Here is a 25,842-nt window from a genome sequence, read left to right as displayed (position 1 = left end):
AGTTATTAGAATCAATCTGAAGCTAAATTAAGATTAAAACGATAGCCTACACCATGTACTGTTTCAATGCTATTTTTACTGCCTACAGTTTCTAGTTTACGTCGTAAGAGGCGAACCTGAGCCGCTACCACATTACTTAAAGGTTCTTCTCCCATTTCCCAAAGATGATTACGAATTTGTTCACTCGTGAGAATTTGATTGGGATGATTAAAAAAATACTCCAGAAGTTGAAATTCTTTTGTGGTTAAAGGAAGAGTTTGATGATTTTTATAATAAACAGTGCGAGTTCCATAATCTAGAATCAAAAGACCTCTTTGAAACTGTTGAGGTTGAAGTTGAGGAGAACGTCTTCCTAAAGCCCTTAATCTAGCTAATAATTCTGCCATTCCAAAGGGTTTAATTAAATAATCATCTGCCCCGGCATCTAATCCTATAACTTTATCTTCCATCTGATCTTTGGCCGTCAACATCAAGACGGGTAGGGAATTTTTTTGCTTTCGGAGACGTTTAATAATATCTAATCCGCTTATTCCGGGTAGTAACCAGTCAACAATCGCTAAATTATATTCTGTCCACTGAGATTCTAGACAAGTCCAAGCTTCAGCGCCATCTTGTACCCAGTCAACAATATATTTTTTTTGATTGAGAGCTTTTTTAAGAGCTTCTCCTAAGTCCGGTTCATCTTCAACTAATAAAATTCTCATCGGATATTTCTCTTATTCAAAATCCTCTTAGTAAACAGGTAAAAAAACGCTCTGACTAATGACTAATGAGTATTGACTAATGATTAATACCAACTATTTAACCACTGATTCATTTCCTCAATTTCTGCGCTTTGAGTGTTAATAATGTTGAGAGCGAGATTGCGTAATTCTGGGTGTGGACTATTTAAAACCATTGCTGACATCATGACGGCATTTTGGTGATGAGGAATCATCTCTTCAATAAACACTTTATCAAAATCTGACGCATTTTTGAGGGCTTGTAAATTAGTCGACATCATGCTCATCATCCCACAGCCGCTAGAATTAGCAGAAGTTTGTGAGTTAGAATCATTGGGCAGTTCTACCCCATACCATTGTTTATACCAAGTTTTCAGTTGTTCAATTTCTTGGTTTTGAGTTTTTTTAATGGCTTCTGCTAACTGTTTAATTTGAGGATGTTGAGATTGCTTTAAGGCCAAATTAGCCATATCTATAGCTCCTTGATGATGAGGAATCATCATTTGAATAAAATGCTTATCTTGTTGTTGATTAGTCATTCCCATTCCACTACAACACCCAGAGGAAGAGTTAAGCGGATGCTGAGGATGATGCGGTGATGATTGAGCTTGTGTCGGGTTGATGAATAATAATCCTGTTAATGTGCTACTAGCCAATAAGCCTACTAAACTGCATAATAAAGATGAATTTTTCATAGTTATACCTCAATCCTGTTTGGTTGTCAGGGACAATACTTAAGTTGTTTCTTTATTAATCCCTATTTCAAGGATGGCTTTTAACTATGAAATTAGGATGAAACTCCAAGATTAATTTACCGGTAATGATTTCTAAGCGGCTCCCTTGGGGATAAAATTTGCCATAGGCAAGAGCAGTGGCTTATGTGGAGGTACAATACCCCTAGTGGTCTGTCAAGTTAGATTGGCATGATAAAATCAAAAGGATTACAGCTTGCATCAACTTTGGTGTAAGTTTTTATCTGATGTTGATGTTAAAAAAACTCGCCAATATGTTAAGAATTAGCTCTCTGAGGCTATATTTGGCCATCTAGCCTCATTCCCGCCTGTTAGCCGCACTTACCGCTAATATCTAATTTATTAACCGCCAACTAAGCAATTTTTCTGGTAATAGTTTATCATAAAATTAGTGTTAATTAAAAACCTGTCAATTCCTATAGTTCTATCATCGATGAACAGCAACAGTAAACAAATTTACAATTATACTGTTATTCTAGAAAAAGAATCTGATGGTGGCTATCATGCCTTTTGTCCAGCCTTAAAAGGCTGCCACTCTCAAGGAGATTCTTTTGAAGAAGCTATCGCTAATATTACAGAAGCCATTGAATTATATATTGAAAGTTTAAAAGCTGATAATTTGTCCATCCCTCCCGATTTAATCGTTAAACCTTTAACGATATTAGCATGAGTATTTTTCCTTCGGTTAAAGCCAAAGAATTTATCAAAGTTATTGAACAATTTAGACAAACTCTATCACAAGTACAAATCAGGGTTTAAAAAAACGAAACAGCCCTGGCCCCTTAACCACCACTGCCCCTAGATAATTCTCAGCCACAACAAGCGGCAACAATGACCAATTCTCCACTTCTTGAGCATTGCCATTAATACTCAAAAACTGCCTTGATTCCTGAGAACTTAAGTCAACTTCTATCTGATCCAACCCCCCGGCAATTCCTTCACCAGTAGCTTTTAAAAAGGCTTCTTTTGCCGTCCAAGCGCGAAAAAAGGTTTTTTCTATCTCACCGGCAGGAAGTCCGCTAATGGCTTCTGATTCGCTCTGGCAAAAGAAACGTTTGGCTAGTTGTGCGGCATCTTTCATGGGACGAAGATATTCTATATCGACTCCGATGGGGCGGTTTCGGGTTACGCCGTATAAGGCCAAGGTTTCCGAGTGAGACATATTAAACTCAATGCCTTGGCTTGCGATGATGCTCGGTTTACCTTTAGGGCTGTAATCAAATTCTATGCGATCACTTACCCGATTTAAATATTGTCCTAAAATTATTCTTAGAGTGCCTCGGGCAGCAATAAAACGGTGTCGATGGTGTTCAAACTGAAATCGGTTAGCTCGGTTGATTTCTTCTTCACAGAGAAGTTTTGCTAATGGTAAAATTTGTTCTTGAGGAAGGTCTAGATTAGCGCACCAAATATGAACGTCCTGAAAGTCTAGTGTCAATTCTTGGGGGGGAGTTTGCCAAATTGGGTTCATCATTAAATCTTTTCAAGGTCTATTTTTTTTATAGCATTTTTCCTTCATTTATACTAGAAATCATCGCCGGTTGCCCGGTTTAATAAGGGGAATTGCTAGTAGCTGATTTGTAGCAGACATTCAGTAAATTGGTCTTAGAAGTGAAATTTTTATGACACACAATTTTGATGTTATTGTCATAGGTGCGGGTGGAGTCGGTAGTGCTGTTGCTTATTACTTGGCTCAACGTCAACAACGAGTGCTAGTCTTAGAACAGTTTGAACTTAATCATAAACTTGGCAGTTCTTACGGTTATTCTAGGGTCATTCGTTATGCTTATGATAACCCAATTTATATTGAGTTAATGCGTTCTGCTTATCCTCTCTGGTTTGCACTACAAGAGGAAGCCGGGGAAAGTCTTTTGATTAAAACGGGACAATTAGACCTAGGTTTACCCCATACCCGCAGTTTAAAAGAACTGGCTGAAAGTATGGAAGCGGCTAAGATCGCTTATGAACGGTTGAATGCTCAAGAAATACAGCAAAGATTCCCGCAATTTCAGCTACCCCCTCAGATGGAAGCCTTATATCAAGCTGATACCGGCATTCTTAAGGCCTCTCAATGTGTGTTATCTCATCTGCGTTTAGCGAAAAAATATGGAGCCGTTATTTGTGAAAATACTGCCGTTACTGAAATTCACGTTCAGTCTGATCACGTGGAAATAAAAACAAGTCAAGATAGGTATTTTGCGGATAAACTGGTGCTGACTGCGGGGAGTTGGTCTAAACAAATTTTGGCTCAAATGGGTGTTGATTTACCTTTGACAATTATGCCTTGTCAGTTTGGCTTTTTTGCCGCTCAAAATCCTGAAGATTTTCAGCCGGGTAAATTTCCCGTTTTTTTAGCTCATTGGCTAGATGATGCGGGAGAGTTTCCCTATGGTTTACCGATTTGTGAGCATTCTGGTGTAAAAATTTCTACGTTTTATGGATGGGAAACGGTAGATGATGTTAAGGCAGTTGATTATACTCCCTCGGATATTTGGATAGAAAAATTGAGAAAGTTTATTGCCCAATATATTCCGGGTGCTAATGGGGAATTGCTAGAAACTCGCCGATGCTTATATACGATGACTCCTGATAAGGATTTTATTATTGATTTTCTTCCTCAACACCATCATGTTTTAGTGGCGGCTGGTTTTTCGGGTCATGGCTTTAAGTTTACTACCTTAGTGGGCAGTATTTTAGCTGATTTGGCCATGAGAGGCACAACCGAACATGAGATTGGTTTGTTTAATCTTTCTCGGTTTTTATGATCGGTTTTTAATTAAGTATTTTTCCTATAAGTGAAATTGCTTTCTAAGGGAATTCTTAGACAAAAATCAGTATTTTATCGGAAGAAAATTAATATTTCAAAACGTTATTTTTATAATGAGCTAAGTGCAAAAAAAAACTCAATAGCCCAACTGTTAATAAGGCCTTTAGCATAAGAGGTGATTGACTATGTTTCAAACCTATAAAACTAATGCTGAAATTGGTAAAGAATATCGGAACTTAGATGTTAATGTTTATACTAATTTGCAAGGTGATACTTCTCTCAAGTGTTTTTATCTGAAAGATTTTACTCCGGATTTAACCTTGGGGTATAATGGCTGTGCGATCCTTTTAAATAAGGAGATGGAAGTTAAAAAGATTGTGCCGAATACGATTCAATTTTTAAATCATACCGTCTTGGGAGGTTGGGAAATTGTGGGATGGAAAAAAACAGGCCTCTTAATCGCTCCAGGACATTTATTGTATTTAAAAAAACAAGCCAATTTGCCTGCTGAGAAAAAAATCGGGAAAAGTTACCAATAAATCTCCTAAAAAAGCTTAAAGTTAACTTAATAGGCTCCTTTGCCAAACAGCACCAATCTGACTGTTTCTACTAAAATATCTAAATCTAAGTTGAGTGACCAGTTATCAATATAGTAAAGGTCCAGACGAGCCGCATCATTAAAGTCTTCAATATCAGAACGTCCTGAAATTTGCCAGAGACCAGTAATACCCGGTAGGACTTGATGACGAATGTGATGCCAAGGTTCAAAGCGTTCCACATCCCGTAGCGGTAAAGGACGAGGACCAACTAAACTCATTTGACCGATGACCACATTGAAGAGTTGAGGCAGTTCATCAATACTGGTGCGTCGTAAAAAATGGCCGATAGGTATAATACGAGGATCATGTTTGAGTTTAAACATAATCCCATCTTGAGTGATATTTTCTGCTTCTAATTGTTGCTGAAGTTGTGCGGCGTTAACTACCATTGTGCGAAATTTCCACATTTGAAAGATCTTACCCTGTAAGCCAATGCGTTCTTGGCGGAAAAATACCGGACCCGGATCACTCAGTTTAATGGCGATGGCAACTCCGAGCAAAAGAGGAGATAAGATAATCAAACCGAACAAAGCACCAAAAAAGTCTAGTATCCGCTTCATCCGATAATCTAATCCCAAAACAAAAGGGGTTTCTACTCTTAAGCTTGGGATTCCTGCCACAATTTCTGGTACTCCTCGACGATAGAGAATTTCTCGACTTGAGGGGAGCAGACGTAATCTAATACCGGCGCGGCGTAAATTCCAAAACAAGGTTGAGGCTAATGCTGTCTCTGGTATGCCTTCTGCTAAGACTTCTTCGGCACCTGAATGATAAATTGCCGTTAAGGTGGCAGAGGTGTTGGCTGTACAGGCTAAGGCGGCTCCCACCACTTTATAAGCAGAACGTCTTTCTAAAATTGCCGCTAATTTTTGTAAGCGTGAAGCAGGTGCTATGACAAAAACGGGAATTTCTGGCTGATTGCGCCGTTCAAATTGATTGACGATTAAGGTAATAAACAGCCGAAAACCCACCACGATGAATACACTGCTCAACCAAGCGGTAAAAAATAGGGACCTTGGTGGGTCTAGTTTAGGGTCATAAAAGTAAGCTATCACCAGCGACAATAAATAAACCGCACTGACTAATTTAGCCGCACGCACATAGTTTTGAGCCTTCTTAGAAGAACTGTAAAGGCCGCCATAAGCAAAAAAGACGAGGATAACACTCACTAACAGCCAAAACAAACTGGGCATTCCCCACCACTCCCACCAATTTAACTGAGGAGGTATCGGAGAGTAAAAGTGATTGAGGAAGTGGGCTATTTTCCAAGCGGCGGCTAAGGCCAATACGTCACTCGAGAGCAAGCATAAGCTGTAGTATCTTTGTTTTTGATCGTGGGTGAACCAATGAAACTGATCCGTAGCTCGAATATCTGATGCTATTCGTTTGCTTGTGGGTGAAGGTTTGTCCATTGCCGTCTTGACTCTGTGTCCTTCCTCAATTTTAGGCCGACCCTTTCTCATTGGAGACTACTGCACATTTTTCTTAAGACAGGAGCAATTAATTTTTGTTAACTTTGGCCATTCATTTCAAAAAAATGTAAAAATAGATACAGAATAAAATTTTAAGTTTGTCTAGCTATGGCTCTTAACTTCCAAGGAAAACTCGTTCAGACTAAGCATTATTGCTTAGGGAGGATTAGCCGTAAGAGGTCAAGGCCTATTTTCTTATCTTTTGGAAGTTAAGGGCAAATTTAAGCGGCTCAAACACATTTATAGCAAAATCTAGCCTTAAAACTGTTTATAGGAGCAAAAGTCAGATGAAACTAACCTATCGAGGTGTCAATTACGAACCTGAACCAGCAACTGTAGAATACTATCAAGGGGAAATTGGCGGTCAATATCGGGGACAAGATTGGCACTATCGCTATCCTAAACATATTCCTCAGCTTCGGCCAAAACTCTATAGACAGTATCGAGGAGTAAGTTATAGCACTCGTCCTGTTCCTTATGCAGAAAATCCTGTTCAAGAATCAACCACCGGGGGAAATTGTTGCCCACTAACCCATCAAAAGCCGCGCAGAGTTTATGTGGATCAAACCGCTTTGGTGCATTTAGATAATATTCGTCGAAATTTGGAACGCCGCCTAGCAGTAGCGAAAGCTAAGGGAGATGAAACCTTAATTAGTCTGTTGGAACAAGAATCTCAACAACTGGCTTTTAAAAATTAGGATTCATAGGAGTGATATTGACCCTAATCAGAGACTTATAATTAACCTCATAACTTATCTTTAGTGTAATAATTTTGTTTTCTATTAGTCTTTCTTCAAAAGGTAGCTTGCCCGTGCCGGAATTAACGGGATAAGCGGGAAAACAGGCAGCACTTAAACTCAATCTTAAACAGTCCCCTTGAGCAATTTTTATACAAGTTGCTTGCAGGGGAATTTTTAGGGGAAATTCTTCTGTTTCAATGCGTTTATATCCTTGAGTAAAGTTATAAACTCTGCCATCGGGATAAACTTCAGATAAAATGACACACAGATCAAAACTTGGAACATCGGCTGTACAATAAATTTCGGCGGCTATATCCCCGACAATGGTTAAATCTTGTTCTAGGGGGTCACTGGTATAGGTTAAGATATCAGTGCGGCAGTCGAGACTAGACCGTTCAAAAGGCCCCGCAGGTATAGCCGCATGACCGCCTAATGTGGGAACAGGTCGCCAAGGGTCATGAATGAGGATATCTTCTGCGCTAAAAGAAGGGGGAGATTCGCTTAATTTTCCGTCTGAATCTCGGATACTTGCTAATCCGTTACTGGTTAAATAAAAGGTTTTTTGAGCATGATTGGGATATTGATCAAAGTGCCGCCATTGGTTGCTGCCCATTTCAAATAAAGTAATCGGAGATTGAGCAAAGATGCCGGTGTCTTTTCCTTTGAGAAAATAATCAAACCATCGAATTTGTAAAAGATCAATGGAACTGGTTGCTTCTTTTCCATAATCTTTTGCCCCCACTTTTCGCCCCCAAGGTAAATGGGCCCAAGGGCCAATGATTAAATGTTGAGGATGTTGGGAACGGTTAGCCATGTCATGATAAAGGTTAAGTGTTCCTCGCAAATAGGGGTCAAACCAGCCGCCAATATGTAACATGGGTAAATCGACATTTTGCATCTTTTTTTTAGGGGATAGTTTTTGCCAGTAGTCATCGGCATAGGGATGATTTAACCAATCGTGATAAAATGAGTCGGCGGCTAATTGTTGAAAAATGGCCGGATTAGCAGTAAAAGGGTCAGATAAGGGTAAGTTGCGCGACAAAGAATATAACTGTTGAAAGGTTTTTTCATCTCCTCGAAGACGGGCGGTTTCGGCAGAGAGTTGAATGGCCCAAGCGAGGTTAATTTGTAAACAAAATGCACCGTTTTCATAAGCCCACTCACTATATAAATCATAAGCAATCATTGAGGGGCAAATGGTTTTTAAGGCTTCGGGTTGGCTAAGGGCGGCATAAAGTTGAGTCATTCCTTGATAGGAAAATCCATACATTCCTATGTGTCCGGTGCTTTTAGGAAGTTCTGAAGCCCAATTAATCGTATCAATTCCGTCTTCTATTTCATGGGCAAATAATTTAAATTCTCCCTCAGATGTACCTCTTCCTCTGACATCTTGAATGATGACAATATAGCCATGAGAAGCATACCAAATCGGGTGAGCATAGACAACGGTAGAGGCGATTTTTCTGCCGTAGGGTTGGCGCATTAACAGGATCGGAAATTTTTCCGAACTATCAGGATAATAAATATCAGCATCGAGTCTAATCCCATCACGGGTTAGCATTGAGGTAGATTCTTGAATCACTCGAAACATAAGCACCAGTAACAATTGACTCTCAATTTGTATCCAACTGTATTTCAGGATATATATAGACAGCAAAAAACAAGCGGGCAGCGAGAATCGAACTCGCATCAATAGCTTGGAAGGCAACTCAAAACCCTTATAGGGCAAGCTTTTGGGCGAGTTCATTCTTTTATTGTATCCAAGATATCGCAGTAATTGTATCCAACCCGATATGATCACATCATTGATCTATCAGCCTAAATTTATGTTGACCAATCACGAAAAAGCTAAAAACAAATCAGTCATCGTTCAATCTAATAGGGGCTGGCTACGGCTACAGCTTCCCCGCTTAGTAGCTAGGCAAATGGGCAAAGAGCGAGCTTTTATTTATTTGGGGCTGGCTGATACCCCCGAGAATCGTCAACGAGCCGAAATTAAAGCCAAGCTGATCCAAGACGATATTCTTCATGAAGAGTTTGATTTCTCTCTGGAAAAGTACAAGCCGTCCTCTCATCCTAAGCTCCATCTGACGGTTGTACAGTCTATCAATAAAAAAGAACTGTCAACCATTAAGCTTTTTGAAAAATATCTAGAATTCAAACAATCTACTCTTAAGGAATCAAGCCTTCACTACCTACGGACAAGTATTTATAACTATCTTGAAAAATGCCCTTGTAAATCTTTAGACAAGCCCCTAGATATCAGAGCTTGGTTTCTAGAAAATACTACTAACAGTATGACAAAGCGGATATTGACTCACTTAAACGCTGCGGTTAAATGGGGAATTAAATACAAATTAATTAATTTAAAAATCTCTCCTTTTGAAGGGATGTCACAGGAATTGCCGCCGCATAACTGGGAAAAAGACCCACAGCCAAACGCTTTTACTCAAGCTGAAAAACAAGCTATCATAAAAGCTTTTGAAGAACATCAAGGAAACTGGAACGGCAAAGGCTGGACGGGTTTTGCTTATTCGTATTACGCGCCCCTGGTCAAATTTTGGTTTATGACCGGTTGCCGTCCAAGTGAGGGAATAGGGTTGACTTGGGGGCAAATTGACGAGGATTGCTCTGTTATTATTTTTAATCATGCTCAAGTTCAATTGGGGGGTGGCAGAATTGTTCCTTCTGAAGGGTCTAAAAATTCTCGATATCGCAAACCAAGAAAATTTCCTTGCTCTCAATCTCTTCATGATTTATTGATATCTATCAAACCAAACAACCCTAAACCATCGGACTCTGTTTTTCCTAGTCCCAAGGGGAAGGTAATTAATTATAGTAATTTTTGTAAAAAAGCTTGGGATAGAATAGTTGACCCCATAGTACGGCGTAATTCAACACCCTACTGTTGTCGGGATACTTTCATAAGTGAGCAAATCGCCCAGGGGATTAGCCCTGAGATAATTGCTCGATGGGTTGATTCTTCTGCTGAAACAATTCGCAAACATTATTTAGATGACAAACTTTTAGGACATCTTAGACCCATTGACACTTTTTAGCTCTAAAGTGCTTTTAATCTCTATGAAGAACTTGCTTGTTGTTGGTAGATTTTTTGTTGATATCCAATTAAGAGCAATTCCGCGAAGTATGCGCTGGGGCTTTGGTTGTTGAGACGGGCCTGTTCCTTTAAGGAAGCATAAGCTTGTTCAGAAATGTTGATTTTTGGGCGTACCATAAGCTTATTCCTATTTTTATCTATCTCTATCAAACACTTTATTGAAGCTATCAACCAGGGGGAAAGTACGTATTTATGCGTGACACAACTGTCACGCATATTTCACATTACAAAAGGATTTTAAAGGTTGTATAAATTGAATATTCCTATTTTTCTTTTAAGGAGGTTTATGACTCAGACCCTGCAAGCACTTTTCGGACCCACCGCAACCCAAACCGGAACCAAAATCACCATTGATACTAACGATTTTGTGGCTTACGGGTTATCTGGGTCAAGCCCTTCTCCTTCTCAGGTTCTTTGCGCTTTTATGCAGCGATTAGACCAATATCTGGAGAATGCTGTTGACGACCCGACGGCGGGGGTTTCTTCAGTTTCTTTTCGTCCCATTCCTACCTTCGTTTCACGGGGGACGGCAACCCACAGAGCGCAGCAAATAGGCTTAGTTTTTTACAAAAATGAAGCTTCTATAAATTTAGACCCTGACGATGTGATTTAGATTCATGCAAACACTTTGTAGCGGCGCGGGAATATGGGAGATCAGTGCCGACATCCCGATATATTCCCCACCAAAAATCAAATTTAATTGGAATGACGGGACAGAGCAAGAAACTATACAGGGGGATAATTATTTAGTTGAAGAAAAAAACAAGTATTACAATGACTTCACTTATGTTGTCAACTTGACCGTCCGGGTTGTTTGGCAAAGGTATCAAGGTAGCTCATTAATCTCTGCCTTTGAGTGGGCAGCCGACTATGAAAAAACAATTACAGGCATCCCTTTATATGGTGTAGGTAGCAACTTTGAAAACGTGCCTGGTGGCTATTCTTTTTGGGGATTTAATAGGGGGTTATTGTTTTACGAAAATCCGTCAGGTCAAGCCCAAAGCATTAACGCCGGGTCGAGTGATTACGCTTGCTCAAATGCTGGAGGGCTATTTGATGCTCTAGATTTATCCATTCCACACAAAGGACATATTTTATGTTCTCAGAATGAATTTATCTTGAGAAATAGTTTGAGAATGATTTCCGGTTCTTGGTGTTTGGGGTCGAATACGCAAACCGCTATTTTGGCTAAATGTTCGGGGGTTGTTATAAATAGCGTACGCAAAGTTAATAGCCAAACTCTAGAAAAGGAATACACACTAAAAATACTTAACAGTAATCAGATAGTTTATCAACAAGCGAAAATTACTAACCCAACAGTAGAAAAGATTTCCCAAAAATGCGAATTTAAAGAAAATTATCAATCAATTTATTCAGAGATAAATACTGAACCAAACGCCTTTTTGGTTTCAGAAACTAACGGAAATAACATCTTAATAAAAAGATGTGTCGGTTCAATTCAAAACAATCAAATCGTCTCTAGTTGTTCTCAAGTCGCCTCTGTTTCTGGGAATTGCGCCGCTCCCAAAATTAAAGCCAGTCAAGAGCCACTATGCCCACCCGGCACTTGCCCTTTAAAATGTGGCGATTGTCTGTGTTGCTACAACGAGTACGGATACTCGGTTAAATCTTACTGTGGAGGTACAGAGGTCTAATGAGTTGTGAAAGCCTCGCCACTAAGGCGGAATTAGCGGCCCTACGCGCTGAATTAATGGGTGGGCTTGCGAGTAAGCCCAGTACCCAAGAGGTTACTAATATTGTCTATAACTACACCCAACCGATGGAAGGGGTAGATTTCAGTCGAGTTTTCTCAGCGATCGCGGCACTATGGGCAGCGATAGCTCAAGCCACTGGCCAAATTGCTGACGTACGGGGAGTGGCACTTCAGGCTTTGGGAACAGCACGAGCGGCCTTTGATAAGGCTTGACCAGCTTTATCAAAAGCTTGTCAAGCCTTATCAAAAGCTTTAGAAGCTCTTGATAAAGCTAAAAGTGCCGAGAAACGAGCTATAGCGGCGGAATTGCTGGCTCAAGAATGCTTAAAAGTCGCTAATCGCGCAACTGAAAGAGCCAACGAGGCAATTGAACAAGCCAATCTCAGCATCAAACAAGCTAATAAAGCCTTGTATCAAGCCAATCAAGCGATGAAGCAAGCCAACCTCGCTTATGCTCAAGCGATCGAGGCATATAAAAATGCTGAGGTTTGGGGACAGCAGGGGGTCGCCAGAGCGAATGGAGCGTATTTGTATGCTCAAGAGGTAGCGCGCTCGGCTAATCAGGCTTATGCTCGCGCCCTTCAAGCTCAAGCGGATGCTCTTAAGGCGCTTCAAGGGATTAAAAATCTTAACGGGGGAGGTGACCTCAGTGGGCTGCAAAAGCTGAAATCTTCTGTCGAAGCATTACAAGCTCAAAATCTAATAAATATTGAAAGAGCCATCCAAAATTCCCATCGAGCCGATATTGAGCGGCTGAGAACGGCTCAAACAATAGGCAGCTTAGAAAATCAGGTAAGTAGTTATCGGGCTATCCTCGGTCAACAGAATTCCGTTATCAATTCTGTACAAAATAACGTAACTAGGGTCATTTCTGGTGGCGGCGGAGCGGGGATTGATTCGATTAAAAATGACTTGTCAATCTTTAGGAATGACTTATCAACCTTCAGTTATAACCAACAAACCTTTAGGAATGACTTGTCAATCTTTAGGAATGACTTATCAACCTTCAGTTACAACCAACAAACCTTTAGAAATGACTTATCAACCTTCAAAAATGACTTGTCAACGTTCAGTTACAACCAGCAAACATTTAAGAATGATTTGTCAACATTTAAAAATGATTTGTCAACCTTTAGCTACAATCAGCAAACATTTAAAAATGATTTGTCAACCTTTAGCTACAACCAAACGGTTGCTCAAACACAGACTAATAATCGTGTAACTAATTTAGAAACAACTACCACAAATTTAACCAACACTCAAACACAGACTAATAATCGTGTAACTAATTTAGAAACAACTACCACAAATTTAACCAACAATCAAGCACAGACCAATAATCGGGTAACCAATTTAGAAAGCACTACTACCAACTTAACTAACACTCAAACACAGGCCAATAACCGAGTAACCAATTTAGAAAGCACTACTACCAACTTAACTAACACTCAAACACAGACCAATAACCGAGTAACCAATTTAGAAAGCACTACTACCAACTTAACTAACACTCAAACACAGACCTCAAACCGGGTAACCAATTTAGAAAACACTGCCACCAATTTATCTAACACCCAAACACAGACCAATAATCGGGTAACTAATTTAGAGACCACTGCTACAAATTTACAAACACAAGTCAATGAAGTAGATGTGAAAGTAACTGACGAAGTTAAAAAATTAGGAACAACTATTGATGGATTAGTGCCGGTCATAGGAGGCATTGCCATCTCTACCAACCTTATTAAAAATCAAACTTCCTTACCTAAATTAGCCGAAGCGGCTGAAACAGGGGTTTGTAATGCCTCAAAACCAGAAGGCTGCTTAGGCGCTCCATTAAAGCAGATGAAAAACGGGATTGATACGAGCGTATACAACACAGCCGGGATAGGTGGATTAGCGTTACAAAATGCTCAAATACTAACCAATACTTACAACATTATCGAGTTAGTAAAAGGGGTCGGGAGTTCCGTCCAAACTGCCTACAACTACACTAAGGGGAAATTTGATAAGCTATGGGATTTCCTAGGGCTTGACCGTTTCTTAAACATTATGAATTTTGCCATTGGACTCCATAACGCCGGAATGCTTTCAAAAAATTTATATGGTACTTTAATAGAAACGACTAACAATGTTCTGGGAGCAATTGGTATTAAAGACCCTGAAGGCCAGACCTTCGACATCGGGCCAATTATAGGCGGTGCTATTGATAGCTGGATGGCAAAATTATTAGGGGCTTCCGTGTGGGCGGGGACTAAGGACTTATGGAATAGAGCTAATAGAATTGTAGCGGCGGCTGCACGCATCAAAGACGCGACTTATGCTTTTGGGAATTCTTTAGCTGAGATTCAAGAAAATATAGGAGAAAATGTTGCTCAATTGTCTAACGCCTTTATAGAAGAAGGAATAATTAGCGAAAAGACATTAGATTATAAAGACCCAAAACCTCAATACAAACAGCATTTTACTAAAACCCAGGGATTCTTGACCGGCTTAAATGAATCGGCAGAAGCTATCAATGAGTTGGTTCAACAAGTTACAGAAACAACTGAACTGGCTACCGAAATGATTAAAGCTTTTGGAGAATTTAAAACAACGCTTGAAAACGGAGGAAAGGCGAAAACAACAGAAGAAACAACCAAAAACACTAATAGCACTCCTACGGTCGAGATTCCAAAAGATGCTTTAAAAGAGGGTGATTATGGTAGTTAGTAAGAACTGGGTATATCAGCGAAAATTTTTACAGCTAACTTATAACAAAGAGGTAAACGAATATTTTCGGGATATCGATGACGAGGAATTAGACACCTTAAATCAGCCTAGAAAAATAGCTAAAAGAGCTTGCTTGATTTTGCCATCTGATACCCAAAATATGGCACTCATTAAGATGAATACTTTTTGGTATGTTGTCCAGCGAATACAGGACAAACCCGCCGTTATGGGGATGACTAAAGGAGAATATGATCAGCAGTTTAAATATCGTCCTGAAATTCATTTTTATTTCAGACAAGACCCGGAAGCAGTTCCCGATGGCTACGCGGCAGAGGAATTCGTGGAAACGCTATGTGACAATGAGGTTGATATTGACCCTTATTTAGACATAATCGATAGAAATTTAGAGCTTTTCGGGATATGACTAAACCAAGATTCGACCTACCCGAAAATTGGGAATCTGTGGGTGTACAAACGGGGATTCGGCGACAAAATGCAGATGGTAGCAATATTCCCCTTTCCCCGTTAATTTTTCCGCTCACCATTCACACTAACACCGTTTTAATTCAAGCGGCTCATTTCCCCGTACAGCCGGATGGATGGAAATATGCAGGGGCAGCGAGCATGACAATTAGGTCCGGGGTTGGCGCTGGGGGAAATCTTGATACCTCTATAGGTGTTAAAAAGTTGTGGTTCAAGCGTATCAATCTGTGCGTTTTTCCTAATTGGGCAAGTGACTATGGGCTGACTTTTTATGTACCTGAATGGTTTACTCAAATCCAATATTCGGTCTGGGCATACATCGGTCCAGGTGACCCTGATTTAGAGACTAAAACCGATAAGGTTTATCAGGAAGCCCTCGGTATCCACAGCGATTTAACTACGCTAATTAATGATTTTGATGCCTATACAGGCATGAACTAAATAATTATTATCTGGAGACGAATAATAATGGCTTGTAACTGTGGAAATGGTTGTAATTGTGCTAAATGTCAAGGCTCAAAAATAACGGTAAATGGAACCGAATTATTGATTAGTGGGGAAGAGGGGCTTGATTATATAGCAGTAAATCCGAAAACCGGTATCAAAGGGACTGTGTACCGTAGCCAAATAATTTCATCGGAGAAAAGAAAAGACACGCTTTTGAGTTAATAGTCTACCTAAAAACTTTAACGCTTTGTAAACACTAAAAAATAGCCGCGAATTAATCGCGGCTAAACAAAACTAATTATCCATGAGAAGAATAAGAGCTTTTTTGCTGTTACTTGTATTTGTAGCCGCCTTAATTTTCCCTCTTCTTTTTTCCCTAAAGAGCCAAGCCGCAGAACCTAGACAACTTATCGCTTTAACTCAAACGATCGCTTATAAACCTGTGGGGTCTGGGACATTAACCTTAGAGCGAGGGCAAAAATTAGGAGTGGCTCAGGTTAATCCCTCGGGTAACTGGTGGATTGTGGACTTAGCCAGTAGGGCTGGACGGTGGAAGGTAAAAAAGGAAGATGTTGATTTCTTCTATGGCAACTATCCTCTAGATTTACCAAATTGGCAAGGCGGAGATTGGGTTGCAACTATCAAGGCGATTATCTCAGAGTGTAAGCACTTTGAGATTTCTAGGAATCAATGCGCCTATGTTATCGCCACTGCTGAAGCTGAATCTAATTTCGCCCCAGTTCAAGAGGCTTGGTGGTTAGGGGAAGTTTGGCGAAAAACAAACCTGAGATATTGGCCATGGTATGGCCGCGGCTATGTTCAACTAACCTGGCGGTTTAATTACCTGAAGTATGAACGAATTTTAGGCATTAAACTAACTCAAAATCCTGACCTTGCCTCAAGACCCGATATCGCGCTCTATATTTTACTTCACGGGATGACTAACGGGTCTTTTACGGGGGCTTCCCTGAGAAACTATATCAATGGCTCAAAAACGGATTATGTGAACGCTAGGCGCATTATTAACGGGATGGATAGGGCTGGACAAATCGCAGGACGTGCCCGTTTTTGGTTGAGTCGGTTAACGGTTTACTGATATTAGCCAAGCCCCCAGGGGTCAATCTAACTGTGTTGTGATTTTTTAATTTCGAGGAAAAATCCATGAATATTATCGATTTTAGGTTTTTGCTGATACTTTTGATGACTATCGTGAGTAATTATGAACTTACACCAGAGCAAGCGTTTAAGCTCTGTGAATTGTTCAAAAAGTTCCATAATTTGCCCGTTTACCTAAAAGATGGGGAAATACCAGTGACTTTTACTCAGTATTTATGGTGTGGGGAAACTGAGCAGGTTTTAGACGCGATTGATAAAAGGCTTTTTGAGGGGCTGGCGGTACATTTCTATGATTGTGCGGCTAGTAGGCTCACCAAACCCTCAAAGGGTTATGACCTTTTCACCGGCATCTTAAACAATTCACCTCGGTTTTATTCGATCTAATCCTAGGGGCTAGATGCTGTCTCCAAGAAGCAAGGATTATGTGATTTTCATGTTTTGATATAAACAACTAATCAGGGGGTGTTTTACTGCTTATTTGGTAAAACACCCCCTGATTGCTAATAGGAATTAGCGAATGCTAAAAAGTAACTCGCTGTCAGAAAAAAAACATACTACAAAAATAATAGAACATTTGTAGTGTTACAAAATTTAGAGCCTGAAACGACGATCTTAAAAATAAGCGTAACCGCCCATTTTACGAGAAAGTGCTTTTTCAGCGTTTTTACCTTCGGCTGTATTGCTTTCTGTATAAGTTTTCTAGCGAACTGTACCCACCGCCGTCGGGGGTGGGTACGATTTTTGTGGGGTTTAAAGCCTTACATAGAAAGGTTTTTCACGATTTGCGTCACCGCTTTTAGCTTTCCGGAATAGTTTAAAAAAAATGATTTTTATACTACAACAAAGGAGTCAATTTTAGGCGATTACCGCTACCTCTACAGACAGCTTTCCCCATTAGTTCTAGCTTGCGAAACCATTCCCGAATTTGAGCAGTATCGATTTTACGAAAAGCTCGACAAGCCTTCTGTACATCTCTAGCAGTCACCGAGCCTTTGTTTTTAGCTATCTGTAAAATCATCGCCAATTTAGCCGCTATCTCTTCAGAGTGGTGGACTTGGGCTTGAGCGTGTAGGAGTTTGACTTGAGAGACATAGAAGCGGTTAAGCATGATGGCTTGAAACATCGTCTTACCGGTAATGATGTCGGGAATGGGCATCAATTTAGAAGCCCAATTGAAAACGTGAAGATTCAACGCTAATCGAGCCACTTGACCCCCAGTTTTTCCATACATACTTTGTAGACCCGGAGAAGTCGAGCAGATGCGCTTAGGTTCGATTTCTTCATAGAGATAGCGATCAAATATCTCTTGAGCATCGGTGTCTAGTAAATACTTTGTTGCTGGTTGTTTGAGAATATGCCGATAAATGGACGTGATTAGGTCATGGATATCAATTGCTGGCCCGTTTCGAGTGGCGCGTTTTTTCTCCAGGGGTTGAATGCAAAAAATGAATCGCGCCCATTTCCCATCGGGGTCTGCCAAATCACTCATCAGTTCTAGAAGCACGTCCGGCTGAATTAGTCCAAGAATGCTGAAGATACACTCACCTACATTGGCTCTAATGCCGTCTTTTCTCAGTTCTACTACTCCAAATCCGTTGTAATACGAGAGAATGTCCGCCTGATCTGATTTGCCCGAACTGGTTCTATCAAAGGCAAACAGCTTCTTTGCTTCATCGTACAGACCCAGCAATGCTTGCTTCGGATAAGCCTCAAATTGACCATTAATGCCGATGACTGTGGGGTCTGAAGCAAAAAGTATTCTCGGCTGGTTTGGTGGCTCCTCTAGTTCCTTCATCGCGCCTTGGCGTTCTTCTTTAGGCAGGGCTTTAAGTTCTTCTAGCTGCTCATAATATTCTTTTCTATTTTGGTCAAAAATCTTTTTCCATTCGCTTTGAATCTCCCAGAAGGGGCGTTGAATGAGTGCGTATTGAATGGGAGATTTGCCTTGACCACTGGGACTAACCAGCAGCCCATAAAGCCCAGGAGGTTCTAACCATCCCTTACTTGCATCAACTAGAAGCCGAGAACCCACCTGATGACATACGCTCGTCCCAACCAAGGCAGTTGTTAACGTAATCGGGTGTCTAACTTGTAAATTGTCGGAAAACAGTTTCAGGGGCTTGGCTATCTCTTCATTGAAAAAATGCTCTAGGTTTAAGTTCTGGTTACTCATCCGCACTACCTCGTTGACTTCCGCTTCGACCTCTTCCCTAAAATCGTCATCCTCTTTCCAACGCTTACGAAGATCGTAGTATTTATTCAATTCGTAGAGGTTCCATCCGTATTTGGAGGCCGTTTCTTTAAGCACTGGCATGATAGCGACGGGATCGTAATCGTTATCGATTAACTCGTCAATTTTTTGTTTAAGTTCTTCCGACATTTCTTTAGAGGTATTATCGGGCTTCGATTCCTGGGGTTTTTGAGGCAATAAAGCCGGGTAACAATCCTCAATAAAAATCCGATGCTCGATGGCGGTTTTTGTGTCTGAGTGGTCGGGATTTTTCTCGATAAAGGAAACGAGAGCGTTGTAATAAGCTAAAACCTTTTCGTCTTCTAGCCATCCGTTGAGGATGTGATTAAACAAGGTTCTGTCAATCATGATTTATCCTTAAGTTAAGTGGTTTGTCCAAATCTCTTTGAATTGGTTAATAAAAGCACAAGCTGTGCTTACTCCAAAAGCATTAAGCTGATAAAAGAACTAATTCTTGAAATCGAGTAAGCCGCTAAAGGCTTACTCCTATGTTTTTTTAGAGAGTCTTGAGATAGCTTAACCAGTCTTCTAGCTCTTCATCCAACATCAGATGAAGAGATTTTTTTCTGTACCGCTTGATCATTTCTTCCTTGGCTTTTTCCTCAGTCCAATTTAAGCGGCTTAATTCCTGTCTGATTAGTTCTACTGTAAGAGAAAAGTTAGTGGGGATATCCTGTTTATCTTCATGTATAACCATAAAGTTGTGTAAGAGTTCATACGCGAGTTCTTCCGGTGTTCGCTCAAATGATTCTGCTAACTCAATAAAGTTGTTGTATTCGTCAATGGAATTAAACCAAACACCTATAAATTTAGGTAGGGGTTTACCTGATTCGGTGTCGATATAATTAAAATCATCATTGCAGTATTCATCAAAAAGTTCTGAGTCTTCATATTCTTCTGGGGCTTCATCTAAATAGGGCGCTTCCAATCCGGTATCAGGTACAAAGTCCAGATGCCCAAGGTGAGGAAGGGCTAATTTATTGGCTCGTTTATAGTCACGTAAAATATCTAGTGGACAGGTTAAAATACCCTCCCAGTTTTTAAGGTCAGAGAACAAAGGGAAACGCTTTTCATGGTGCATATTTGCCCATATCCAGCATCGGATTATATTGGTTGCTCTGGTTTTTAATTGATTCATGGTTTTTAGTTATGGCTTTTTGGTGGACTAAAAGCGGTCAAGGGTATCTTTCTTGTTTTTTCTGGCTTCAATCAACTCTTGATAGGCTGATTGAACAGCGTCTTTTCTGGCATAGCCGCACTTAACTATCCAGGCTAAAACCCGTCCTCGTAAAAGGTCTAAGTCTTCTGGGTGCAGCCGCTCTAAGTGTTGAGGTTCAAGAGATTGAGAGATGACTTTTGAGGTCGACTGTTCGTATTCTGAAAATTTTAAAACTCTAGTCATAAAGTTTCTTGGTGGGTGATAGGTAAGCTTTCAATTCGTCCATCTGTTCATTGGTTAATTGGCAAAGCCTTTTAACTCCATATCTTGTTTGTAGAATTTCGAGTAGCTTATCTGCGTCAATTTTGTTTGCGTGCAGGACATTGACAAGGCTATACAAAGCTTTGACATAAGCTTTTCTTTCTTCCCAGTATTGTTGGTCAGTCATTGGTTTCACCGCCTTTTGGTGCTGGATGGAGTAAGTCTTCAGGGACAAACATATTAGATTGACTCAGGGAATAAATCCACTCTTTTGTGTCGTTATCAAAAAGGGTTCTTTCAATTTTCATACAGCCAAGCCTTGCAGAGTCCCCTTTGGCGAATTTTGGAACGGGAATCATCATGGTTTCTTCGGTCATAATTCTCTCTCTTAATTTGTTGGGTTGAGAGCCTCTGAAAATTGGTTAAAAAAACTTCGCAATGGACGGGTTCCAGTTATTTTAGCTTTGTGGTTAATACTTCTCAGGAATATAAAAGACGCTCTCAGGGAACAGTTTTTGGTCATTTCCTGCTATTTTGTACCACCAAGAACCGTCCTCGAAATTTAGCCATCTTTGGCCAATTTTAACGGCGTAATGCTTTCCATTCCACTCAAGCCCTACAAGGTCATATTGGTCGAACTTTGGAGCGCGAATTTCAATTTTAGTTACTTTCATTTTTCCTCGCTCTCCTCAATCCTGGAAATTATATTGTTCTCAGTCCAAAGCTCAAACCTGCTCTTAACTTCATATTCCCACGCTTGTTTTGTGACATCAAAGTAAATGTTCTCAATTTCACTTGGCATCAATTTTTCTTCGTCATTAAATACAAGATAAACCTTCTCGTTTATCTTGTATTTTGGTTTTTTATCAATGACATAAACTGAGTCAAAATATTCTAAAAATTCGTCAGCCAAATCAACAGCGCGGCTCAAGAACATATGATTGATCTGTTCAGAATTACCGCCACAGAAAAAAGAAGCATCGGCAGAGCTTAATAATCCTTGCAGGAATTTAGCGGCTAAATACTCGCGCTTTGATAGGTTAAAAGCGTTCTCAGGTGATATGTTGTTCATACTTTCAATTTTTGGGTGAAGGTGGAACGTTTGTTCCACCATTTTTTTTGATTGAGTGTTAACGCAGGACGCGGCTCGTCTCACAAGCCTTGAAATACTACTGCTAAATCTTTTTGAGTTAGACACCTCCTTCTGTATATGGTTGATAACAGCAGGGCGCGAACGGGTGGAACTGCTTAACGCCTTGCAGTATTTCTGTACGGTTGCGTGTAACCATTGGTTACATTATTATTATGAAAGCTAAAAAACAAAATTTGTCAAGGGGTAAAAAAAATAAATCAATGCTTGATGAGTTGTTGGAGCAATGGGGTTTTGAAACATACAACGAGTTTGCAGACTTTTTGGGCATTCATAGGCAAACTCTTTGGAGATACCGCCAGGGCATCAGAGAACTCCAGTTAAACACCGAACAGATGCAAAAGCTTCAGAAACTCCTTAAGCAGGCCAAGAGAGATATTTTAGATTTGCCTCTTGACTGGTATCTCGATAAAAAAGACCAGGACGAAAACACATGGGAGGAGCCAAAAGCAAAAAAATAATCAAATATCAAGGGTGTCCTGGGGTGCTGTATTTCTTGCAAACCCTTTTAAAAACACAAAAACATTACCTTGATTCACAATAAACAATTTCTAATTACCTAATTTAATTTTTTCTAATACGAGCAAAAATCATGTCAAATCTAACAATTTTTACCTTCGAAGAACAGCAAGTCCGCTTTGTAGGAACAGCAGACAAGCCAGAATGGATAGCTCAAGACGTTTGTAACGTTTTAGGTATTGAAGAACCCAGTAGTGTCCTACGAAATTTTGACCCAGATGAAAAAGGGGTGCATCTGATGCACACACCTGGCGGAAAGCAATCAATGCTCACTGTAACGGAGTTTGGGCTATACCGTTTAATCTTCAGATCGAACAAGCCCATAGCTAAAAAATTCCAGCGCTGGATTATCCAAGAAGTAATCCCTAGCATCCGCCGCACCGGCAGCTATACCGTCCCTGGGGTCAATCCAGAAGCCCAAAGACTTGAGAAACTTGAACTAGAAGTTGAAAATCTTAAGCTAAAACTAGAACTGGTCAAGATTCAGGGCAAATCATCCCCAGAAAAAGACACCTCCTCCCCCTTAGACCTAATTCTTCAAATTTCCCAACAAAAAGGGGCGGTGAGTGCCCGGGACGTTCAGAAATCTAGCCGTTTTTTTAGAAAATGCAGTACCGAGCAAATCAGGAAATGGTTTTTCCAACTCGAGAAAATAGGGAAAGGGGTTATTATAGGCGAGGGTAATCGACAAAAATTCCTCAAAAACCCTAAAAAATTTGATTAAAAACCAATAATTAACCAAAAAAGGAGCGAGCAACATGGGACGAACTCTAGGAAAAAAACTAGCCACCTTTGAGCTAGACCCGAATACATGGGACACCTTCAAAAAAAAAGCGGCAGAGCAGGGCTTAGCTGCCTCTACCTTGCTCGTATGTTTAGTGAATGACTATCTGAGTGGTTGTGTCACTCCAAGACCGTTTGAGCCGCTTAAAACCTCCTCTGAGGTCTTCTCAGAGGATTCCTCAGAGAAAATAACGCCAGTTCAAACCACCACTCCCTCTATTGATGATATACGCAAACTTGTAAACGAAGTATTTGAACAATCAATTGGAGCAATCCTAGACAATCGCTTAGAGGGAGAGATCGATCTAGCTCTAGCCCGGCACCTAAATCCGATTTACATCGAGGGCGATTTACACCGGCGTTTAGTAGAAGAAGTAGGCAAACGGTTTGAGGAGGCTCTACGGGAAAATAAAAAAACGACTGAGCGAATGCTCAATGATGCTGTAGCCAGCTTGGAAGATTCCTTTATTGAGGAATTTGAGCCGCTTCTTCAGATAGTCGAAGAGGTCTTAAACGAGATTCCTGGGGATTCCCCAGGGGGGACGCTCCCAGCCTTTAAGCCAGACCCCAATTCCGAAACCCCAAATCTGGACAGTTCTCTTATAAGGAATAAACAGGGCAACAATTCCTCAGAGGAAGCCTCAGAGTCCTCTGAGGAGCAAGCGATCGATATTACTCCCGAGAACTCCTCAGAGGCAACCTCAGAGAAGCTATCACCCACATTAAGCTACTTGTATGGCATTGTTGCCTATGGAGAGGAAGGGCTGTGGGGATTCTGGAATGGAAAGAAATTTGTAGAAGATCCCGAAAAAATACAAATTTTTAAACGTAACCCCCCTCAAACAAGCTTGCAAAAGGCACAGCGTCAGCTGTCCTCATCGCAAACATTAGCGGTTAACTATTTAGACCGCATTCTCAAGCACATAGGATACCCCCATTTATTTAAGGGACAAGACACCATCAAAATCGCCAAGGACTGGGCAGATCGCAACCTAATCAAGGAGTAGGAAAAATTATGGAATTAAGCGAATATCAACAAAAAATCATCCACTGGCTATTAAACGGAAAAGGCAACGGCTGCTGTAATGCTGTAGCTGGCTCAGGGAAAAGTACAACGCTGAAATTAGTGGCTCAAGCCCTTAAAGAATCTGGCGTTAGTCCAGCCGAGATCAAAATTATTGTTTTTGGAAAAGCTAACTCTCAGGACCTGATTACTAAGTTCGGACTTATTTGGAAAAATTCCATTTGTACGCTCCACAGTGCAGGTTACACGCTTATTAAGAAGGAACTAGACATCAAAAACCCGCGAAACGCCATTGTTAATCGAGACAAATACAAAAAAATAGGCCAAGAATTAGAGCTTATTAATTACAGGGCTGGAGGACGAACTTTTCGGGGAAAACTTAAAGAAAACCGAGTGCTTGCCCATGATTCCGATTTTGTAAAACTCGTTCATTTGATTCGATTAACCAATCAAGAGCCAACGGTTGGAAACATCGAAAACCTATGTTTCCATTTTGAGATTGAAGATGTTTTTAAACATGATGTACTTGCTTCTTCCATCGAAAAGGTGCTTGACCTGGGCGAGGAGATGGCGATAGATCGAAAAATCTTTGACTACACTGATCAAGTGTGGTTACCGGTGAAATGGAATGTAGCGCAAAGTTCTTGGTTTAAACCTTACAAATTTGTCCTCATTGACGAATGTCAGGACTTAAACGCCACTCAACTAGAACTAGCTTCAATGTTAGCTGGTAAAACCGGACGAATGCTTTTTGTGGGCGACCCAAGACAAGCAATCATGGGCTTCGCTGGCGCAGATTCTGATAGCTACTACAACATTGTTAGACGAACAAAAGCAATTGAATTGCCCTTAAGCCTTTGTTATCGCTGCCCTAAAACTCATATTCGTTTGGTAAATAAAATCTACCCCGATATTCCTATCAAAGCAACAGCAAACGCCAAAGAGGGAACTATCGAACAAATCATCGAAGATGATTTAGACAAGTATCTGAAACCTCATGATTTGATACTAAGCCGCAAAACAAACCCTTTGGTTAGTACCTGTATCAGGCTTTTGGCTAAAGGGGTATCTGCCAAAATCAAAGGAAAAGATATTGGGAAAATCATTCAACAAGAACTCGAAGCGATCGCTAGTCTTGGTGGATTTGAATACAAGAGATTTAATGATTTTTTTGAGATGTACAAGCAGGCAAAAATCGCCCGCTTAGAACAGATGGACAACTCGGAGCAGATAATAGAAAACTTAAAAGACCGATTATCTGCACTTCATACAATTTACACCGCACGCCCTGAAGCTAATAGCATTGAGGCTCTCTTAAAGTCAATTGATGATTTGTTTTCTGATGAAGAAGCTTTAGTTGTTTTGTCCACCTGTCACAGGGCAAAGGGGCTGGAGGCTGAGAGGGTTTTTATTTTAAATCCCGGCGATATGCCCATGACCTGGGAAAATCAGCTTGAGTGGCAAGAAGATCAAGAACACAACCTTTTATATGTGGCTTTGACCCGCTCAAAAGACGCTCTTTTCATCATTGGCGAGGCTGAATGGTTTGATGCCTCTGAGGATACCTCTGAGGAATTAAAGCTTATTACCTCCTCAGAGACCTCTGAGGATACCTCTGAGGAATTAAAGCTTATTACCTCCTCAGAGACCTCTGAGGATACCTCTGAGGAATTAAAGCTTATTACCTCCTCAGAGACCTCTGAGGATACCTCTGAGGAAGATTGTCGCTTTCCATTTCTTTTGGACCCTCCAGAAGTCCGAAGTTATATCGCGTACAAAATTCATCTTAAAATCAGGGAGCTAAGAGCGGACCAAAAACGGAGTCTTCGAGAAACTCTTGAACGCCGCAGGAGAAATCGATAAGACTCTCAATTAGTAACAAATGACTCTCAATTAGTAACAGCCGTGTATCCAGCCGTGTATCCAGGCGTGTATCCAACTATGTATCCAGCCGTGTATCCAACTATGTATCCAACTATGTATCCATTTTTAAATTTTCAACCCACCGCCAAACCCCAGAACCCTTGATTTCTGGTTCTTGACTGGGATATAT

At 40.5% G+C, this 25,842-nt stretch carries 30 protein-coding genes; 17 read left to right on the top strand and 13 right to left on the bottom strand.

The window, feature by feature from the left end; genetic code table 11:
• Nucleotides 1-11: 11 nt before the first annotated feature.
• Together rppA and CYAN7822_RS18905 are read right to left on the bottom strand one after the other, a co-directional pair.
• Nucleotides 12-704, bottom strand: a complete 693-nt coding sequence (gene rppA / locus CYAN7822_RS18910) for a two-component system response regulator RppA (RefSeq protein WP_013323863.1) — start codon at nt 702-704, stop codon at nt 12-14.
• Nucleotides 705-787: 83 nt separating this feature from the next.
• Entirely contained in the window at nt 788-1,417 is a 630-nt protein-coding gene (locus CYAN7822_RS18905) for a DUF305 domain-containing protein (protein WP_013323862.1), read from the bottom strand.
• Nucleotides 1,418-1,907: 490 nt separating this feature from the next.
• On the opposite strand from CYAN7822_RS18905, the gene CYAN7822_RS18900 reads away from it, so the two are divergent.
• The gene (locus CYAN7822_RS18900) at nt 1,908-2,144 is read left to right on the top strand and encodes a type II toxin-antitoxin system HicB family antitoxin (RefSeq protein ID WP_013323861.1); all 237 of its coding nucleotides are present in this window, start codon (nt 1,908-1,910) and stop codon (nt 2,142-2,144) included.
• A 78-nt stretch (nt 2,145-2,222) separates the two neighbouring features.
• Here the strand turns inward: CYAN7822_RS18900 and CYAN7822_RS18895 are convergent, their stop codons facing one another.
• Nucleotides 2,223-2,948 (bottom strand): 4'-phosphopantetheinyl transferase family protein, encoded by a 726-nt coding sequence (locus CYAN7822_RS18895; RefSeq protein ID WP_013323860.1) that lies wholly within the window; start codon nt 2,946-2,948, stop codon nt 2,223-2,225.
• 148 nt (nt 2,949-3,096) lie between these two features.
• Here CYAN7822_RS18895 and solA point away from each other — a divergent pair, with 148 nt between their 5' ends.
• Together solA and CYAN7822_RS18885 are read left to right on the top strand one after the other, a co-directional pair.
• Entirely contained in the window at nt 3,097-4,239 is a 1,143-nt protein-coding gene (solA, locus tag CYAN7822_RS18890; RefSeq protein WP_013323859.1) for an N-methyl-L-tryptophan oxidase, read from the top strand.
• Between the two features lie 187 nt (nt 4,240-4,426).
• Complete coding sequence (locus CYAN7822_RS18885; RefSeq protein WP_013323858.1) at nt 4,427-4,780, top strand: hypothetical protein; 354 nt, start codon at nt 4,427-4,429, stop codon at nt 4,778-4,780.
• A 26-nt stretch (nt 4,781-4,806) separates the two neighbouring features.
• On the opposite strand, the gene CYAN7822_RS18880 is transcribed toward CYAN7822_RS18885, so the two are convergent.
• On the bottom strand, nt 4,807-6,252 hold the full coding sequence (locus CYAN7822_RS18880; protein WP_041933311.1) for a sugar transferase: 1,446 nt from the start codon (nt 6,250-6,252) through the stop codon (nt 4,807-4,809).
• Nucleotides 6,253-6,599: 347 nt separating this feature from the next.
• Here CYAN7822_RS18880 and pirA point away from each other — a divergent pair, with 347 nt between their 5' ends.
• Nucleotides 6,600-7,010, top strand: a complete 411-nt coding sequence (pirA, locus tag CYAN7822_RS18875; protein WP_013323856.1) for an arginine synthesis PII-interacting regulator PirA — start codon at nt 6,600-6,602, stop codon at nt 7,008-7,010.
• On the opposite strand, the gene CYAN7822_RS18870 is transcribed toward pirA, so the two are convergent.
• Nucleotides 7,000-8,643, bottom strand: a complete 1,644-nt coding sequence (locus tag CYAN7822_RS18870) for a CocE/NonD family hydrolase (RefSeq protein ID WP_013323855.1) — start codon at nt 8,641-8,643, stop codon at nt 7,000-7,002. The two genes, pirA and CYAN7822_RS18870, sit on opposite strands and share 11 nt — an antisense overlap.
• 235 nt (nt 8,644-8,878) lie before the next feature.
• On the opposite strand from CYAN7822_RS18870, the gene CYAN7822_RS18865 reads away from it, so the two are divergent.
• Nucleotides 8,879-10,111 carry an Arm DNA-binding domain-containing protein gene (locus tag CYAN7822_RS18865; RefSeq protein WP_041933845.1) on the top strand — a complete coding sequence of 411 codons (1,233 nt, stop codon included), beginning with the start codon at nt 8,879-8,881 and terminating at the stop codon, nt 10,109-10,111.
• Nucleotides 10,112-10,131: 20 nt separating this feature from the next.
• Here CYAN7822_RS18865 and CYAN7822_RS37770 read toward each other — a convergent pair whose 3' ends face one another.
• On the bottom strand, nt 10,132-10,287 hold the full coding sequence (locus CYAN7822_RS37770) for a hypothetical protein (protein WP_013323853.1): 156 nt from the start codon (nt 10,285-10,287) through the stop codon (nt 10,132-10,134).
• A gap of 169 nt (nt 10,288-10,456) precedes the next feature.
• On the opposite strand from CYAN7822_RS37770, the gene CYAN7822_RS18860 reads away from it, so the two are divergent.
• From CYAN7822_RS18860 to CYAN7822_RS18825, 8 genes are all read left to right on the top strand, one after another.
• Entirely contained in the window at nt 10,457-10,783 is a 327-nt protein-coding gene (locus CYAN7822_RS18860; RefSeq protein WP_013323852.1) for a hypothetical protein, read from the top strand.
• Nucleotides 10,784-10,787: 4 nt separating this feature from the next.
• Complete coding sequence (locus CYAN7822_RS18855) at nt 10,788-11,825, top strand: hypothetical protein (protein WP_013323851.1); 1,038 nt, start codon at nt 10,788-10,790, stop codon at nt 11,823-11,825.
• Nucleotides 11,825-12,097: a hypothetical protein gene (locus tag CYAN7822_RS39080; protein WP_013323850.1), complete on the top strand. Its 273-nt coding sequence runs from the start codon at nt 11,825-11,827 to the stop codon at nt 12,095-12,097. Before CYAN7822_RS18855 ends, CYAN7822_RS39080 begins: the two co-directional genes overlap by 1 nt.
• A gap of 93 nt (nt 12,098-12,190) precedes the next feature.
• Entirely contained in the window at nt 12,191-14,596 is a 2,406-nt protein-coding gene (locus tag CYAN7822_RS18845; protein ID WP_013323849.1) for an HlyD family secretion protein, read from the top strand.
• A complete protein-coding gene (locus CYAN7822_RS18840; RefSeq protein ID WP_013323848.1) occupies nt 14,586-15,020 on the top strand; it encodes a hypothetical protein in 435 nt (144 codons plus the stop codon). Before CYAN7822_RS18845 ends, CYAN7822_RS18840 begins: the two co-directional genes overlap by 11 nt.
• Complete coding sequence (locus CYAN7822_RS18835; RefSeq protein WP_013323847.1) at nt 15,017-15,520, top strand: hypothetical protein; 504 nt, start codon at nt 15,017-15,019, stop codon at nt 15,518-15,520. Before CYAN7822_RS18840 ends, CYAN7822_RS18835 begins: the two co-directional genes overlap by 4 nt.
• A gap of 310 nt (nt 15,521-15,830) precedes the next feature.
• Nucleotides 15,831-16,622 carry a hypothetical protein gene (locus CYAN7822_RS35295; RefSeq protein WP_063820729.1) on the top strand — a complete coding sequence of 264 codons (792 nt, stop codon included), beginning with the start codon at nt 15,831-15,833 and terminating at the stop codon, nt 16,620-16,622.
• A gap of 65 nt (nt 16,623-16,687) precedes the next feature.
• On the top strand, nt 16,688-17,026 hold the full coding sequence (locus tag CYAN7822_RS18825; protein WP_013323844.1) for a hypothetical protein: 339 nt from the start codon (nt 16,688-16,690) through the stop codon (nt 17,024-17,026).
• Between the two features lie 451 nt (nt 17,027-17,477).
• Here CYAN7822_RS18825 and CYAN7822_RS18820 read toward each other — a convergent pair whose 3' ends face one another.
• The 7 genes from CYAN7822_RS18820 to CYAN7822_RS18790 all read right to left on the bottom strand — a co-directional run bounded on the left by CYAN7822_RS18820 (nt 17,478) and on the right by CYAN7822_RS18790 (nt 21,427).
• Complete coding sequence (locus CYAN7822_RS18820) at nt 17,478-19,241, bottom strand: DUF3987 domain-containing protein (protein ID WP_013323843.1); 1,764 nt, start codon at nt 19,239-19,241, stop codon at nt 17,478-17,480.
• A 148-nt stretch (nt 19,242-19,389) separates the two neighbouring features.
• Nucleotides 19,390-20,031: a hypothetical protein gene (locus CYAN7822_RS18815; protein WP_157871826.1), complete on the bottom strand. Its 642-nt coding sequence runs from the start codon at nt 20,029-20,031 to the stop codon at nt 19,390-19,392.
• 27 nt (nt 20,032-20,058) lie between these two features.
• On the bottom strand, nt 20,059-20,295 hold the full coding sequence (locus CYAN7822_RS18810) for a hypothetical protein (RefSeq protein WP_013323841.1): 237 nt from the start codon (nt 20,293-20,295) through the stop codon (nt 20,059-20,061).
• On the bottom strand, nt 20,288-20,500 hold the full coding sequence (locus tag CYAN7822_RS18805; protein WP_013323840.1) for a hypothetical protein: 213 nt from the start codon (nt 20,498-20,500) through the stop codon (nt 20,288-20,290). Before CYAN7822_RS18805 ends, CYAN7822_RS18810 begins: the two co-directional genes overlap by 8 nt.
• Entirely contained in the window at nt 20,493-20,690 is a 198-nt protein-coding gene (locus CYAN7822_RS18800; protein WP_013323839.1) for a hypothetical protein, read from the bottom strand. The genes CYAN7822_RS18805 and CYAN7822_RS18800 overlap by 8 nt, the downstream gene beginning before the upstream one ends.
• 93 nt (nt 20,691-20,783) lie before the next feature.
• On the bottom strand, nt 20,784-20,987 hold the full coding sequence (locus CYAN7822_RS18795) for a hypothetical protein (protein WP_013323838.1): 204 nt from the start codon (nt 20,985-20,987) through the stop codon (nt 20,784-20,786).
• Entirely contained in the window at nt 20,984-21,427 is a 444-nt protein-coding gene (locus tag CYAN7822_RS18790) for a hypothetical protein (protein ID WP_013323837.1), read from the bottom strand. Before CYAN7822_RS18790 ends, CYAN7822_RS18795 begins: the two co-directional genes overlap by 4 nt.
• Nucleotides 21,428-21,618: 191 nt before the next feature.
• On the opposite strand from CYAN7822_RS18790, the gene CYAN7822_RS18785 reads away from it, so the two are divergent.
• The 4 genes from CYAN7822_RS18785 (at nt 21,619) to CYAN7822_RS18770 (ending at nt 25,652) form a co-directional block, all read left to right on the top strand.
• Nucleotides 21,619-21,924, top strand: a complete 306-nt coding sequence (locus CYAN7822_RS18785; protein ID WP_041933310.1) for a hypothetical protein — start codon at nt 21,619-21,621, stop codon at nt 21,922-21,924.
• A 131-nt stretch (nt 21,925-22,055) separates the two neighbouring features.
• A complete protein-coding gene (locus CYAN7822_RS34680) occupies nt 22,056-22,706 on the top strand; it encodes a BRO-N domain-containing protein (RefSeq protein ID WP_013323835.1) in 651 nt (216 codons plus the stop codon).
• Nucleotides 22,707-22,740: 34 nt separating this feature from the next.
• Nucleotides 22,741-23,772 (top strand): hypothetical protein, encoded by a 1,032-nt coding sequence (locus CYAN7822_RS18775; RefSeq protein ID WP_013323834.1) that lies wholly within the window; start codon nt 22,741-22,743, stop codon nt 23,770-23,772.
• Between the two features lie 8 nt (nt 23,773-23,780).
• On the top strand, nt 23,781-25,652 hold the full coding sequence (locus CYAN7822_RS18770) for a UvrD-helicase domain-containing protein (protein WP_013323833.1): 1,872 nt from the start codon (nt 23,781-23,783) through the stop codon (nt 25,650-25,652).
• The last annotated feature ends 190 nt before the right edge of the window (nt 25,653-25,842 follow it).

Origin of the sequence: Gloeothece verrucosa PCC 7822 (assembly GCF_000147335.1) — a bacterium.
In the GTDB taxonomy this organism is placed as follows: Bacteria; Cyanobacteriota; Cyanobacteriia; order Cyanobacteriales; family Microcystaceae; genus Gloeothece; species Gloeothece verrucosa.
This window is presented reverse-complemented; position numbering and strand designations above follow the sequence as displayed.